13 protein-coding genes are annotated in these 13,906 nt (G+C 59.8%); 8 read left to right on the top strand and 5 right to left on the bottom strand.

The window, feature by feature from the left end; all coding sequences use genetic code 11:
• Window positions 1-107 precede the first annotated feature (107 nt).
• From EDE09_RS25520 to ligA, 3 genes are all read left to right on the top strand, one after another.
• On the top strand, window positions 108-974 hold the full coding sequence (locus EDE09_RS25520; RefSeq protein ID WP_105370056.1) for an outer membrane protein assembly factor BamD: 867 nt from the start codon (window positions 108-110) through the stop codon (window positions 972-974).
• A gap of 24 nt (window positions 975-998) precedes the next feature.
• Complete coding sequence (recN, locus tag EDE09_RS25515; protein ID WP_132413214.1) at window positions 999-2,672, top strand: DNA repair protein RecN; 1,674 nt, start codon at window positions 999-1,001, stop codon at window positions 2,670-2,672.
• A gap of 70 nt (window positions 2,673-2,742) precedes the next feature.
• Entirely contained in the window at window positions 2,743-4,902 is a 2,160-nt protein-coding gene (gene ligA / locus EDE09_RS25510) for an NAD-dependent DNA ligase LigA (protein WP_112798538.1), read from the top strand.
• Between the two features lie 3 nt (window positions 4,903-4,905).
• Here the strand turns inward: ligA and EDE09_RS25505 are convergent, their stop codons facing one another.
• On the bottom strand, window positions 4,906-5,445 hold the full coding sequence (locus EDE09_RS25505) for a GNAT family N-acetyltransferase (RefSeq protein WP_112798440.1): 540 nt from the start codon (window positions 5,443-5,445) through the stop codon (window positions 4,906-4,908).
• A 277-nt stretch (window positions 5,446-5,722) separates the two neighbouring features.
• Between EDE09_RS25505 and EDE09_RS25500 the strand changes: the two genes are divergently transcribed.
• Both EDE09_RS25500 and EDE09_RS25495 read left to right on the top strand, forming a co-directional pair.
• Window positions 5,723-6,313 carry a 3'-5' exonuclease gene (locus EDE09_RS25500; protein WP_105370052.1) on the top strand — a complete coding sequence of 197 codons (591 nt, stop codon included), beginning with the start codon at window positions 5,723-5,725 and terminating at the stop codon, window positions 6,311-6,313.
• Between the two features lie 82 nt (window positions 6,314-6,395).
• Window positions 6,396-6,893, top strand: coding sequence for a CreA family protein (locus EDE09_RS25495; protein WP_112798436.1), 498 nt, complete (start codon window positions 6,396-6,398; stop codon window positions 6,891-6,893).
• 4 nt (window positions 6,894-6,897) lie between these two features.
• Here the strand turns inward: EDE09_RS25495 and EDE09_RS25490 are convergent, their stop codons facing one another.
• The 4 genes from EDE09_RS25490 to EDE09_RS25475 all read right to left on the bottom strand — a co-directional run bounded on the left by EDE09_RS25490 (window position 6,898) and on the right by EDE09_RS25475 (window position 11,661).
• Entirely contained in the window at window positions 6,898-8,556 is a 1,659-nt protein-coding gene (locus EDE09_RS25490) for an FAD-binding dehydrogenase (protein WP_112798431.1), read from the bottom strand.
• Between the two features lie 151 nt (window positions 8,557-8,707).
• On the bottom strand, window positions 8,708-9,031 hold the full coding sequence (locus EDE09_RS25485; protein WP_112823772.1) for a hypothetical protein: 324 nt from the start codon (window positions 9,029-9,031) through the stop codon (window positions 8,708-8,710).
• A gap of 193 nt (window positions 9,032-9,224) precedes the next feature.
• Window positions 9,225-9,692: a chemotaxis protein CheW gene (locus tag EDE09_RS25480; RefSeq protein WP_105370048.1), complete on the bottom strand. Its 468-nt coding sequence runs from the start codon at window positions 9,690-9,692 to the stop codon at window positions 9,225-9,227.
• 1 nt (window position 9,693) lies between these two features.
• A complete protein-coding gene (locus tag EDE09_RS25475) occupies window positions 9,694-11,661 on the bottom strand; it encodes a methyl-accepting chemotaxis protein (protein WP_112798427.1) in 1,968 nt (655 codons plus the stop codon).
• Between the two features lie 257 nt (window positions 11,662-11,918).
• Between EDE09_RS25475 and EDE09_RS28380 the strand changes: the two genes are divergently transcribed.
• The 3 genes from EDE09_RS28380 (at window position 11,919) to EDE09_RS25465 (ending at window position 13,758) form a co-directional block, all read left to right on the top strand.
• Entirely contained in the window at window positions 11,919-12,077 is a 159-nt protein-coding gene (locus EDE09_RS28380; RefSeq protein ID WP_157948970.1) for a hypothetical protein, read from the top strand.
• A 126-nt stretch (window positions 12,078-12,203) separates the two neighbouring features.
• Complete coding sequence (locus EDE09_RS25470) at window positions 12,204-12,803, top strand: SCO family protein (RefSeq protein WP_105370045.1); 600 nt, start codon at window positions 12,204-12,206, stop codon at window positions 12,801-12,803.
• Window positions 12,804-12,879: 76 nt separating this feature from the next.
• The gene (locus EDE09_RS25465; RefSeq protein WP_132413212.1) at window positions 12,880-13,758 is read left to right on the top strand and encodes a 50S ribosomal protein L11 methyltransferase; all 879 of its coding nucleotides are present in this window, start codon (window positions 12,880-12,882) and stop codon (window positions 13,756-13,758) included.
• The last annotated feature ends 148 nt before the right edge of the window (window positions 13,759-13,906 follow it).

Here is a 13,906-nt window from a genome sequence, read left to right as displayed (position 1 = left end):
AAAATGCATTAATGCCACAGCATTGCGTTGCTCTCCCTTTGCTTTTATGGCTAGAACGGCCTGCTCGGGGCAGGGCGTTTGTGCGCGGGACGATCAGGAACTGTCGAATGAATCATGTAAGGTCTGTTGGAATGCGTAAGACGGCAAGATTAGCGCTTGTCTCGCTGGTGCTTATCGGCGCCGGGTTTGGCATAACCGCCTGCCAATCGGACCGAGATATCGACATTACCAAGCTCGGCATGGAAACGGATCCGCCGGAGGCCCTCTACAATCAGGGGCTTGCCAACATGAAGGCCGGCAATCTGTCGGAGGCTTCGCGAAAGTTCGACGCGATCGACAAGCAGAACCCGTTTACGGAATGGGGGCGCAAGGCGCTGGTCATGAGCACCTTCACGAAATATCGGCTTGGCCGCAACGACGAAGCAATCGCGACCGGCAACCGCTATATGAACCAGTATCCGCAGTCGCAGGATTCGGCGTATGTGCAGTACCTCATCGGCCTTGCTCATTCGAAGCAGATCGCCGACGTGACGCAGGATCAGCGTGCCGCCAACCGTACGATCGAAGCTATGAACAAGGTCGTGAAGGACTATCCGGATTCTGAATATGTCGAGGATGCGCAGGCCAAGATCCGGTTTGCGCGAGACCAGCTCGCCGGCAAAGAAATGCAGGTCGGGCGCTATTACCTGGAGCGCAAAGAATATCTTGCTGCGGTACGACGTTTCCGGAATGTCGTGGAGCAGTTTTCGAATACCAACCAGGTGGAAGAGGCACTGGCGCGACTCACCGAAGCCTATTATGCGATGGGCATCGTGGAGGAAGCCCAGACTGCGGCAGCTGTGCTTGGGCGAAACTATCCGGACAGCCAGTGGTATGCGGATTCCTACAAGCTGCTGCAGGGCGGCGGTGTAGAGCCTCGCGAAAACCGTGGCTCGTGGATTTCACGCGCCGGAGCCAAGCTCATCGGCGCCTGAGACTGGGCGCGGTATCGAGGAAACATGCTGAGCCAGTTATCGATCCGGGATATCGTTCTGATCGAGCGGCTGGATCTTGCCTTCGAGACCGGCCTGTCGGTGTTGACCGGTGAGACGGGTGCGGGCAAGTCTATCCTCCTTGATAGTCTCTCGCTTGCGCTCGGCGGTCGCGGCGATGGAGGGCTGGTTCGGCATGGTGAGGAGAGGGGGCAGGTCACTGCGGTCTTCGACGTGCCCGGCAACCACGACGCTCGCCGGCTCCTGCGTGAAAACGGCATCGATGACGATGGCGACCTGATTTTCCGGCGCGTCCAATCCGCCGACGGCCGCACGCGCGCCTCCATCAACGACCAGCCGGTGAGCGTGCAACTCATGCGGCAGGCGGGTCAACTGCTCGTCGAGATTCACGGCCAGCACGACGATCGTGCGCTGATCGATACGGATGTCCATCGCACGCTGCTGGACGCCTTTGTCGGCCTGACGGAAGAAGTGCAGGCTATTTCCGGTCTCTATCGCTCCTGGCGGGACGCGGAGCGCGCATTCAGGACCCACCGAGCCAAAGTGGAGGCTGCCGCGCGTGAAGCCGACTATATCCGCGCATCGGTCGAGGAGCTTGAGGTACTGGCGCCGCGCGACGGCGAAGAGGACGAGCTTGCCGAGCAGCGCTCTCGCATGCAGAAGGCCGAGCGTATTGCCGGCGACATTTCTGAGGCCTCCGAATTTCTGAATGGCAATGCATCGCCGGTGCCGCTGATCGCTTCGCTGGTCCGCCGCCTGGAGCGCAAGAGCCATGAGGCGCCGGGCCTTCTTGAAGAAACCGTCGAACTCCTCGACCAGGCCCTGAACCACCTTTCGAATGCGCAGATGGAAGTAGAGGCCGCGCTGCGCAAGACGGAGTTCGATCCGCGGGAGCTGGAGCGCGTCGAACAGCGGCTTTTTGCGCTTCGCGCCGCCGGCCGCAAGTATTCGGTCGCGGTGGCCGACCTGCCTGCGCTTGCCGAAAAAATGGTGGCCGATCTTGCCGATCTCGATGCGGGAGAGGAAAGACTCCTTGAACTCGAGAAGCTCGCGGTCGCGGCAAAGATCGAATACGATCAAGCGGCTTCCGTTCTGTCGGAGAAACGCCGCCACGGCGCCGAGGCCCTGGCGGAAGCGGTCATGGCTGAATTGCCGGCGCTGAAGCTCGAGCGAGCGCGCTTCATGGTCGACGTGACGAGCGATCCCGAAGCCGCGACCGCCGAGGGCATCGACAGGGTAGAGTTCCACGTCCAGACCAACCCCGGCACGCGCCCTGGTCCGATCATGAGGGTTGCTTCGGGAGGCGAGCTGTCGCGGTTCCTGCTGGCGCTGAAGGTGGCGCTGGCGGATCGCGGCTCGGCTCCGACGTTGGTCTTCGACGAAATCGATACGGGCGTCGGCGGCGCGGTAGCGGATGCAATCGGTCAGCGGCTGAAGCGGCTTTCGGAAAAAGTGCAGGTGCTCTCGGTCACCCACGCCCCGCAGGTGGCTGCCCGTGCCGCGACGCATCTTCTGATCTCCAAAGGACCGGCGGGCGAAGGTTCTGAAAAAATCGCCACCCGCGTTGCGACGATGGAGCCGGAACACCGGATGGAAGAAATCGCCCGCATGCTTGCCGGCGCTTCCGTCACCGACGAGGCGCGCGCAGCGGCGAAGCGCCTGCTTGCCGGAAGCGGCTGATCTCGTCTCTTCCCATCGGCAAAAATTGCTCTACAAAAACGACTCCGCGATACCCCGAGGAGCCGTTGCCATGTCCGCCGAACAGACGCCCGTCGAGAACCTGACCGAAGAACAGGCCGCAGCCGAGCTGGCCTTCCTCGCCGCCGAGATCGCACGCCACGATGAGCTTTATCACGGTCACGACACGCCGGAGATTTCGGACGCAGAATACGATGGACTGAAACGGCGCAACGATGCGATCGAGAAGCAGTTTCCGCAGCTCGTCCGCGCCGACAGTCCGTCGATCCGGGTTGGGGCGGCTCCTCTGCCGACTTTTGCGCCGATCACCCATTCAAGGCCGATGCTGTCGCTCGACAACACGTTTTCGGACGAGGACGTGCGGGATTTCATCGGTTCCGTCTATCGCTTCCTGGGTCAACTTCCGGATGGATCGATCGCTTTTACCGCCGAGCCGAAGATCGATGGGCTTTCCATGTCGATTCGCTACGAGCAGGGCCGACTGGTGAATGCCGCCACCCGTGGCGACGGCACGACGGGTGAAAACGTCACCGAAAACATCAAGACCATCAAGGAAATCCCGAACAGCCTGCCATCCGGCGTGCCAGATGTCGTCGAAGTGCGCGGTGAGGTCTATATGACGAAAAGCGAGTTCCTGGCGCTCAACGAGAAGATGGCGGCGGAAGGCAAGCAGACTTATGTCAATCCGCGCAACACGGCCGCGGGGTCGCTCCGCCAGCTCGACGCAAAGGTGACGGCGAGCCGCAATCTGAAATTCTTCGCCTATGCCTGGGGTGAAATGTCGGAAATGCCGGCCGATACCCAAATGGGCATGGTGGAAAAATTCAGGGATTGGGGTTTTCCGGTCAACCCGCTCATGAAGCGCCTGAATTCCGTGGAAGACATCATTGCGCATTACACCGATATCGGCCTGAAGCGCCCGGACCTCGACTATGAGATCGACGGTGTGGTCTACAAGGTCGACCGGCTCGACCTGCAGGCCCGCCTCGGATTCCGTTCGCGCAGCCCGCGCTGGGCGACGGCGCATAAATTCCCGGCCGAGCAGGCTTTTACCAAGGTTGAAAGAATCGACATTCAGGTCGGCCGCACCGGGGCGCTGACGCCGGTTGCGCGCCTGACGCCGGTCACCGTCGGCGGCGTCGTAGTCACCAACGCAACGCTGCACAACGAGGACTATATCAAGGGCATCGGGAATTCCGGTGAGCGCATCCGCGAGGACGAGCACGATATCCGCATCGGCGACACGGTTATCGTGCAGCGGGCGGGCGATGTCATTCCGCAGGTGCTCGACGTCGTTATGGAAAAGCGCCCTTCCCACGCTGTGCCCTACGAGTTTCCGAAGAAATGTCCGGTCTGCGGCAGTCATGCGGTGCGCGAGCGCAACGAAAAGACCGGCAAGCTCGATTCGGTCACCCGCTGCACCGGCGGTTTCGTCTGCCGGGCGCAGGCGGTCGAGCACCTGAAACATTTCGTCTCGCGGAATTCCTTCGACATCGAAGGCCTGGGCGCAAAGCAGATCGACTTTTTCTTCGAGAACCAGGACCCTGCACTGCAGATCCGCACCGCGCCGGACATTTTCACGCTGAAGAAAAGGCAGGAAGCCTCGCCGCTTACCAAGCTCGAGAATATCGAGGGTTTCGGCAAGGTAAGCGTGAAGAAGCTCTTCGATGCGATCGACGAACGCCGCAATATCGCCCTTCACCGCTTCATCTATGCGCTCGGCATCCGCCATGTCGGCGAGACTACGGCGAAGCTGCTGGCGCGCGCCTACGGCACCTATGAGGCCTTCGAAGCCGCGATGAGGGAGGCGCAAAGCTTTTCAGGCGACGCCTGGGATGACCTCAACAATATCGAGGGCATAGGCGAGGTGGTTGCTCGCGCCATTGTTGAGTTCTTCAGGGAGCCGCGCAATGTCGAGGTGATAGCACGCCTCCTTGAAGAGGTGACGCCGCAGGCGGCGGAGCAGATTGCCGCAAGCGGCAGCCCTGTCGCTGGAAAGACTGTGGTCTTTACCGGAGCGCTCGAAAAGTTCACCCGGGACGAGGCCAAGGCTCGTGCGGAAGGTCTCGGTGCCAAGGTGGCAGGGTCTGTTTCGAAAAAGACCGACTTCGTCGTGGCCGGTCCGGGCGCCGGTTCCAAGCTCGACAAGGCAAGGGAACTCGGCGTCCAGGTGATGGACGAGGACGAGTGGCTGGCTTTCATCAGCGAGTGATCGTCAATCTTTTAAACGAGCCATCGAGTAAGCATCGATATATTGGCCGTCGCGGAAGGCGAATTCTCTCAAATGACCTTCCTTCACGAAGCCATTCTTCTCGTAGAGACGGATCGCTTTTTCGTTGTCGACGAAGACTGTCAGTTCGACACGGCGCAGATCCAGCCAATTGTCGGCGATGTCAAGAATGGCCATCATCAATGCGTTTCCGACGCCGTTTCCCACAAAATCATCGTGCACCCCGATGCCGATCGACGCTGCGTGGCGTCGTCGACCGAGCATCGGTCCCAGAAATACGTCGCCGACGATCTGACTGTTGCGTTCCGCCACCAGTCTTTTTGCTCCTGGATTAGGGGATTCGAGCCCTTTGCGGGTCTCCTCGACCGTCTGGAAGGGCAGGCGTAGCGTGCCGTAGCGGTAGCCGTACATATTGGCGAGCGCGGTAATCTTTTCCGCATCGGCAGGGCAGGCGGCGCGGATCAGCACATCGCCAAACCTTTCCGGTCGTGGCGGCTTTTCGCGGGCGTCTTGAATGCGTTTCATTTTGCTCTCCTTCGTTGGGCGCCGAAGCAGAGCGGAATGACCGAACCCTGCCGCTTCGGCAGGGTTGGTGGACGGATGACCGGTTAACGCGCCAATACCGCCACGCATCCTGCGGGGTGAATGGTCAGGGTAAGATGCATGTGGGCGGCGAAGCTGATCATGGAGCGTATGAAGCCAGAGGTTGTGTGGCGCGTCAAGAGACGATCGATGACAACCGTCTTTGCCGAATCAATCGGGCAACGATAGAAGTCAGTGCATATTCGTTCGGAACCAGCCCTTGAAGACCATCGCCATCGACTTCGAAACAGCCAACGAACAGCGCGCCAGCGCCTGTTCCGTCGGGCTTGCATGGATTGAGGATAACAAGGTCGTGCGCGTCGAAGAGAGGCTCATTCGCCCGAAGGATATGCGTTTTTCTTCATTCAACGTGGCGATCCATGGAATCCGGCCGGAACATGTCGAAGACGCCGGGGAATTTCCTGAGGTGATGGAAGAGTTTGCCGATGATTTCCGCGGGGCGACAATGATCGCTCACAACGCCGCCTTCGATTTCAGCGTGTGGCGCGCCTGTTTGGACGTCTATCGGCTTGGCTATCCCGAACTTTCCTATCTCTGCAGCGTGAAGATGGCAAAGAAGGTCTGGCCGCATCTCGGTTCGCACAAACTCAATGTCCTTGCCGGACATCTGGGATTACGGTTTGCCCATCATAATGCGGCAGAGGATGCCGCAATTTGCGGTCAGGCGGCGATCGCCATCGCCCGTTCGCTTCAGGTCTCGCACGTGCGCGACATACCCGCGATGATCGGAATGAAGGTCGGGAGGCTCTTTTCCGGCGGTTATGATCCCTGCACCTGCAGGCTGAAATAGACCCCTACTGCGAGGGGCCTGCTTGTTTCTGCTCCGGCGCTTCTTATCTCAGATCACGGATCGTTTACCGGAGCCCGCACCCATGAACCGACTGGCCTGCCTCGTATCTGCCGCCGCGCTTTCGTTCTGCGCCCTTGCGGCACCCACGTCTGCCGAAGTTATCGGCAAGGTAGGGGTCGACTGGATCGGCAACGACATTATCGTCGAGGCGATTGCCGATCCGGAAATCAAGGGCGTGACCTGCCACGTCACCTATTTCGACCGGAGCATTATCGACCGCCTCAAAAAGGGCAACTGGTTCGAGGACCCCTCGAACAGTTCCATCGCCTGCCGCCAGACAGGCCCGATCGAGATCGGCGAAATCGACCTGTCCAGAGGGGGTGAGGAAGTGTTCCGCGAAGGCCGCTCGCTGATATGGAAAGACCTCCTCGTCAAACGCATCTACGACGAGACGAACGATACGCTGGTCTATCTGGCGCATTCGCGGCAGGTCGTCGAGGGATCGGCCAAAATGGCGATCTCGACCGTGCCGCTCTATGGCCAGCAGGTTGTCTGGAAGAACGGCAAGCCGAAGCCGTGAGATCTTACGCGACTGCGGCCGCCGCGGCTTGTCCTGCCGTTCGGCCGGAGAACAGACAGCCTCCGAGAAAGGTACCCTCGAGCGAGCGGTAACCGTGCAGACCTCCGCCGCCGAACCCAGCCGCTTCTCCCGCCGCATAGAGGCCGGAAATCGGCTGGCCGTCATGTCCAAGAACACGGGCCGAGAGATCGGTTTCAAGTCCTCCCAAAGTCTTGCGGGTCAGGATATTGAGCCTTACGGCGATCAACGGCCCGTGAGCCGGATCAAGAATCCTGTGCGGTTTGGCGGTGCGTACCAGCCTGTCGCCGAGAGAGCGCCGGGCGTTGTGTATGCCCATGATCTGCGCATCCTTGCAGAAGGGATTGTCGATCTGCCTGTCCCGCGCCAGGATTTCGCGCTCCAGATCCTCCGGTTTCAGGAGATCGTTACCGGTCAGCCGGTTCATGCCGTCGACCAGTTCGACAAGCGTCTCAGCGACGACAAAGTCTTCTCCGCGTTCCTTGAAGGCTTCCACCGGTCCGGTCGCCCGCCTGCCGACCGCACGGCGCGCCGTCAGCCTCCAGTCGCGGCCGGTCAGATCGGGATTCTGCTCTGAGCCGGAAAGCGCAAACTCCTTGCGGATGATGCTCTGGTTCAGGACGAACCAGCTGTAATCGTAGCCCGTACTCAAGATATGCTGCAGCGTGCCGAGCGTGTCGTAGCCAGGGAAAAACGGTGCCGGCAGACGACGACCGGTGGCATCGAACCACATCGAAGACGGACCGGGGAGAATGCGGATACCGTGATCCTGCCAGACCGGATTCCAATTCCGAAGGCCTTCCGTGTAGTGCCACATGCGGTCGCGGTTGATCACACGGCCGCCGGCAGATTCGGTGATGCCGATCATCCGTCCGTCGACGTGTTTCGGCACGCCCGAGACCATGAAGGCGGGCGGCTTGCCCAACCTTTCCGGCCACATCTGCCGCACGAGGTCCTGATTGCCGCCGATGCCGCCGGAAGCAACGATCACCACGGGCGCTCGAATTTCGAAGTCGCCGACTGGCGTTTTTGATGTTTCTGCGCCGCGGGCGGCGGAGCTGGCTTCCAGAATGGTACCAGCAACGCCGACCACCGCATGACCCGCGGTGATGAGTTGATCTACGCGATGACGCCACAGGAAGCGGATTTTCCCGGCTTGCTCGGCTTCGCGCGCTCGGCGCTCAAAGGGTTCTACCACGCCGGGACCTGTTCCCCATGTGATGTGGAAACGGGGCACCGAATTGCCGTGCCCTGTCGCCGGTCCGCCGCCGCGTTCGGCCCAGCCGACGACAGGGAAGAGGCGATGTCCCATCTGTCGCAGCCAGGAACGCTTCTCGCCCGCTGCGAAGCCCACGTAAGCTTCTGCCCAGGCGCAAGGCCAGAAATCGTCGTCTCGGTCAAACCCGGCCGTTCCAAGCCAGTCCTGCCAGGCAAGGCTGAAGGAATCTTTGATGCCCATGCGTCTCTGCTCGGGTGAATCAACGAGGAAGAGGCCGCCGAGCGACCAGAAAGCCTGGCCGCCGAGGTTCTGCTCCGGCTCTTGCTCGACGATAATAACGGAGCGACCGGCATCGGATAGTTCCGTGGCAGCCACCAGGCCAGCCAAACCCGCGCCGACGACGATGACGTCTGCTACATCGCTCACACCGCTCCTCCCAAAGCGCGGATGGCAGCAGCTCCTGCCGCAACACCCTGCCAGATACAGTCATGGGGCGCGACATGAGTCAATCTGACCGAGCGCACGAAAAAAACCGGGCCCGCGAGCGGACCCGGTTTCAGATGGTATGGATGGCGGATCAGCGGATGTAGACGATCCGGCTTCCGTCCGCAGCGGTATCGATCCCTACGACGTTGTTCAGCTCGACATTCTTCTGCAGAAGGCCGGCGCGGAGAGCTGAATCCCGATCAAGTTTGGCCTGAGCCTGACGGATCATTGCCGGGGTGGGATGGACGATACTATCAGGGATATCGAGACGATTGGCGCTGTTGTCGATTTCCGGATCGGTATAGACGATGGAAAAATCGGTTGCGGGTCTTACAGCGCTGCCCATGTCACGGGCATAAGTACTGCCGATGGTGGCGGTAGACATCAGAATTGCGAGCGCAAAGGCCTTTTTCATGATCATTCTCCTATCTTCGTAACCAGCCGAAGAGTTTTGAAGCGGTTCGGTTGGGCGTTTGCGGTCGGAGAACTCGCAGTGCGAAGAAGTAGTTCCGAATATTATTCTTAAAAATATGTAATAATTACAATGAATTAATGTTCCGCCACGCTTGCGTGTGGCGGAACATCATCAATATGTTTGCGGTGCAAAATCAGGCCGCTTCGCGGGACAGCTCGTCGGCAATGACCGTGTCGAGGTTGAGGAAGCAGACCATGGTCTTTTCGAGTGCCACGATGCCGCGGCAGAAGGCGCGCTGGGCTTCCGGGATGATCTCGGGGGCGGGCTGCAGGTCCTCTCCGCGAATCGTCATCATGTCGGAAACCTGTTCAACCAGCAGGCCCACCAATTTGCCGGCAATGTCCGTGACGATGATCGCCGAGCGTTCGGAAGGTTCCGTCATCTTCATGCCGAGACGGCAGGCCATGTCGATAACCGGGATCACGGCACCGCGCAGATTGATCAGACCCAGAACGTAGGGGGGCGTATGCGGCATGGGAGTGACCGGCGCCCAGCCGCGGATTTCGCGGATCGCCATGATGTCGATGCAGAATTCCTGGTCTCCAAGATGGAAGGAGACGATTTCAAGGTAGGCGCCGGACTGCTTGATGGCATTCGTCATGTCAGAACTCTTCCCATTGATTTGAGGAACCCACGGCCTTCGGCTTGGCGGAGGTCGGGTTGTTGTCGAAGGCTCCCGCGAGCTTGTTCATCAAGTTCAATGCGGGGGATGGTTTGCCGGGCGGCGTCGAGGTGCCCGCCGTATCGACGGCGCGCGGACCGCCGGCGCCACGAATTTGAAACTGACTCATCAGCCTGTTCAGGTTTTCCGCGTCGCTCGCCAATGAGTGGGTTGCGGCAGTGCTCTGCTCCACCATCGCTGCGTTTTGCTGGGTTGCCTGATCCATCTGGCCGATTGCGCTGTTGATCTCTGTCAGTCCGGTTGATTGTTCGCGCGCAGAAGTGAAAATCGCGTGAACGTGACCATCGATTTTCAAAACATCCTCGCCGATACGGGTCAGGGCCTCGCCGGTCGCTTTGACGAGATCCACCCCGGTCTTCACCTCCTGGTTCGAACGGGTGACGAGCGCTTTGATGTCTTTAGCGGCACCGGCCGCGCGTCCGGCCAGCTCGCGCACTTCCTGAGCCACCACGGCAAAACCCTTGCCCGCTTCGCCCGCGCGGGCTGCTTCCACACCCGCATTCAGCGCCAGGAGGTTCGTCTGAAAGGCAATTTCGTCGACGACGTTGATGATCTTGCCGATCTCGGCGGTTGCGTCCTCAATCCGTCCCATGGCAGCCGTTGCGTCGCGGACGACCGTTGCCGAGCGTTCCGTATAAGCCTTGGTGTGGCTCACCATTTCGCTTGCCTCTTCGGCGCGGTGGGTAGCGCTGCGGACGGTTGCGGTGATTTGTTCGAGCGCCGCCGAGGTTTCTTCGAGCGACGCGGCCTGCTGCTCCGTCCGCTTGGCGAGGTCGTCGCTGGCCGAGCGCATCTGATTCGCGCTGGCACCGATGGAGCCGGCGTTGGAGGCGACTTCGCTCATTGTGCGGCGCAGGCGTTCGACGACCCGGTTGAAATCCTCGCGCAGGCGCTCCAGGTCGCCGCGGAAGGGGTGATCGATGGTGACGGAGAGATTGCCATCGGCGAGCAGGTTAAGTGCCTTGCCGAGCGATTGCACGGCATCGCGGATTGCTTCGGCTGCGGCTCGCTGATCTGTTTCGCGGGCAAGGCGTTCCTGATCGCTGAGCTGCCGTTGCTTTTCGCTGTCTGCTTCAAGTTGGCGTTTCTCGATCGCGGACAAACGGAAAATATCCGTTGCGCGCGCCATCTCACCAATCTCGTCGCCGCGTTCTGCACCCTCGACCGGTGTCGCATAGTCACCGTTGACAATCCGCTGCATGCTGGCCCGCACACCGGAGATGCCTCGACGGATCGCACCTCCGTGGACGATCTGGAGAATTGCCATGATGAAGAGGGCGACAAGTCCGCAGCCGATCTGAACGTAAAGCGCCCGGCCGGACACGGAATTGGCTTCCGCGACCCGTTCCTTGACGATCGTGCTGCCCTTTTCCGCAAGGGTTCGCAGGGCTATGTCGAGCCGCTCGCCGGCGCCGTCGATCGTATCGTCGATCTTCGCGTAATCTTCGTTGGGCGCCCCGGTTTCGACCATCGTCTTGAGATCGCTCTGGATCGCTTTGGAGACCGCGGCGAGATCAGCTTCGAAGGTGGATACGAGTGCTGGTGTGCCGATCTCGGCAGCAAGCGCGTTCATATCGCTCACGCCGAGGTTCATCTGCCGGATGGAGGATGCAATCGCTTCCAAGCGCTCGGGAGCCACGCGCTTTTCTTCGCGATCCACGATGGTATCCATCGCAACGAGTATGAGCTGCGAATTGGCGATCCGCATCTGGTTGACGGAATCTACCTGGTTGTGAATGTGCGTTGCCCGTTCGAGGGCCAGTTCAACCTGATGGCCTTCGTACCATCCGACGACAAGCATGGCGCCGATACCGGCGAAGGCAGCTCCGGCCAGTGTCCAGAGACGTTGGTTCACGGAAAGCGTCTTGCTAGAACGACCATTCGTCATGCAGCTTGAATTCCTTTTGCGCCGGATAAGATCGGCGGATTTTCACTACGATGGGGCAGGCGAACCGATTGCGCGACGTCATGTCTTGGTGGTCGGAGTGTCACAGGGCAGCGAGAGGCTGCCGGCGCGGCTTCTCGCTTCGGGCCGACTCTCCGAGCCGTTTCGCAGCCTCAAGCTCTCAAAAAGATATTAAGTCTCTGCTAATCTTAATCGGCAAAGGGCTTTCGAAAAATCATGTATAGCCCTAGAATGAGGCCATGAACCCGGATGCCACCAACGCTCATCGCGTGCCGATAATCGCCATCGCGAGCCTATTTTTCCTCGGCCTGGGAGGAATGGCTTTCTATGGCTGGTTGCGGTTTGGCTCTTCCATCATGCTGGTGCTCGACGAGGGTGGCCTCTCCTGGTGCTTTTGAGCGAAGCATTGCGCCCGTGGGACAAATTAGCGCGACGACGGCGTGTTGAATTGCGCGAGACCGACTTCCCATCTATCTCTTCAGGAACTGCAGCCTGACTAGCAGGCGCGAACTGAGAGAATTCCAATGAAGACCTTTCGCACCATCCTCTGGGTCGCTGTCGTGGCACTCGCGGGCGTCCTTGTCTGGCTGACGGTGGAAATGAGCAAGTCGAGACAGGAGCTTGCGGAAGGCCCCTTCGGGGTTCCGTTCCAGCTTGTCGCCCAGGACGGGCAGCCGGTCACCGAAAAAGCCTTTCAGGAAAAGCCGACGGCGCTCTTCTTCGGGTTCACGCATTGCCCGGAGGTCTGCCCCACTACACTTTTCGAACTGAACGGCTGGCTACGGCAGGTCGATCCTGACGGAACAAAGCTCAACGGTTTCTTCGTCAGCGTCGATCCGGAGCGCGATACGCCAGAATTGCTCGGCCAGTATATCTCGAACGTCACCGATCGGGTGAAAGGCATTTCGGGGCCTCCCGAAAAAGTCAACGAGATGATCAAGGGCTTCAAGGTCTATGCGAAGAAGGTCCCGGTCGACGAAAAGGATCCGAAGGGCGACTACACCATGGATCATACCGCTTCCGTTTTCCTGCTGGATAACGGCGGACGCTTTGCTGGCACCATCGCTTACGGCGAAAATCCTGACGTTGCCGTCAAGAAGCTTGAGAATCTGATCAAAGGGTGACGCCTTCGCTGTTGAAGCCCCCCATGCTTCTGTGGCAATCCTCTCGGCCATTGATCATTAGCTGAGAGATATCTCCTTGAGCGAAATCCGCCTTTACGTCACGTCCACCGAGAAGGGCGCAGCACAGATCCTCGATATCCTCTCGGAAGTCTTCGGCGAGGAAGATCTTGCCATAGCGACCACCGAGGTCGAGGAAAAGAAGGATATCTGGGAAGCCTCTGTCTACATGATGGCGGATGAAGAGGAAGCGGTGCGTGACCGTATGGCTGCAGGTATTGGCCAGGCCTTTCCCGATGCGGTAATCACGCGCGAAGTCATTCCTGATATCGATTGGATTGCCAAATCACTGGAAGGCCTGAAACCGGTCAGGGCAGGGCGCTTTCTCGTTCATGGCTCGCATGACCGCGACAAGGTCAAGCCCAATGATATCGCGATCGAGATCGATGCCGGCCAGGCCTTCGGGACCGGCCATCACGGCACCACGGCCGGCTGCCTTGAAGTTATCGAGGATGTCATGCGGGCTCGTAAGGTCCGCAACGCGCTCGATCTCGGATCGGGAAGCGGCGTGCTGGCGATTGCGGTGCGCAAGTTGAAGAACATTCCTGTTCTTGCCACGGACATTGATCCGGTCGCGGTCCGCGTCGCCAAGGAGAACGTGCGCCGCAACGGGATCGCCACCGGCATCCGATTAGAGACGGCGTCCGGATTCCATTCACCCGCTTTCCTTCAAGAGGGACCATTCGACCTGATTATCGCCAACATTCTGGCGCGTCCGCTCATGAAGATGGCGCCGCAACTGGCCGCGCATCTGGCCCTTGGAGGCTCCGTCATTTTGTCCGGCATTCTGGCAGGGCAGCGGTGGAAGGTGCTGGCCGCCTATAACGGCGTGCGGCTCCGTCATGTCCGGACGATCTGGCGGAACGGCTGGGTGACAATCCATCTCCAGCACGGCTGAAACATTCCGCATTGCAGCATTGAATTTACCGCATGGCTGAGGCGCCTCCATAGAAAAAAGCAACGGTGTTAGGTGTCAATCGCGTTAGCGTGGTGTTCCCGCATTCTTGCGTTGAGGATGATGATCATCTTTCGCATGACGGCGACGA

Origin of the sequence: Neorhizobium sp. S3-V5DH (assembly GCF_004343065.1) — a bacterium.
In the GTDB taxonomy this organism is placed as follows: domain Bacteria; phylum Pseudomonadota; class Alphaproteobacteria; order Rhizobiales; family Rhizobiaceae; genus Neorhizobium; species Neorhizobium huautlense.
This window is presented reverse-complemented; position numbering and strand designations above follow the sequence as displayed.

Bases quoted from the DNA above. Each gene is read 5' to 3' on its own strand.
- recN (WP_132413214.1), top strand. From the start codon at position 999: ATGCTGAGCCAGTTATCGATCCGGGATATCGTTCTGATCGAGCGGCTG.
- EDE09_RS25475 (WP_112798427.1), bottom strand. From the start codon at position 11,661: ATGACGAATGGTCGTTCTAGCAAGACGCTTTCCGTGAACCAACGTCTC.
- EDE09_RS25470 (WP_105370045.1), top strand. From the start codon at position 12,204: ATGAAGACCTTTCGCACCATCCTCTGGGTCGCTGTCGTGGCACTCGCG.
- EDE09_RS25495 (WP_112798436.1), top strand. From the start codon at position 6,396: ATGAACCGACTGGCCTGCCTCGTATCTGCCGCCGCGCTTTCGTTCTGC.
- EDE09_RS25505 (WP_112798440.1), bottom strand. From the start codon at position 5,445: ATGAAACGCATTCAAGACGCCCGCGAAAAGCCGCCACGACCGGAAAGG.
- EDE09_RS28380 (WP_157948970.1), top strand. From the start codon at position 11,919: ATGAACCCGGATGCCACCAACGCTCATCGCGTGCCGATAATCGCCATC.
- EDE09_RS25485 (WP_112823772.1), bottom strand. From the start codon at position 9,031: ATGAAAAAGGCCTTTGCGCTCGCAATTCTGATGTCTACCGCCACCATC.
- ligA (WP_112798538.1), top strand. From the start codon at position 2,743: ATGTCCGCCGAACAGACGCCCGTCGAGAACCTGACCGAAGAACAGGCC.
- EDE09_RS25520 (WP_105370056.1), top strand. From the start codon at position 108: ATGAATCATGTAAGGTCTGTTGGAATGCGTAAGACGGCAAGATTAGCG.
- EDE09_RS25480 (WP_105370048.1), bottom strand. From the start codon at position 9,692: ATGACGAATGCCATCAAGCAGTCCGGCGCCTACCTTGAAATCGTCTCC.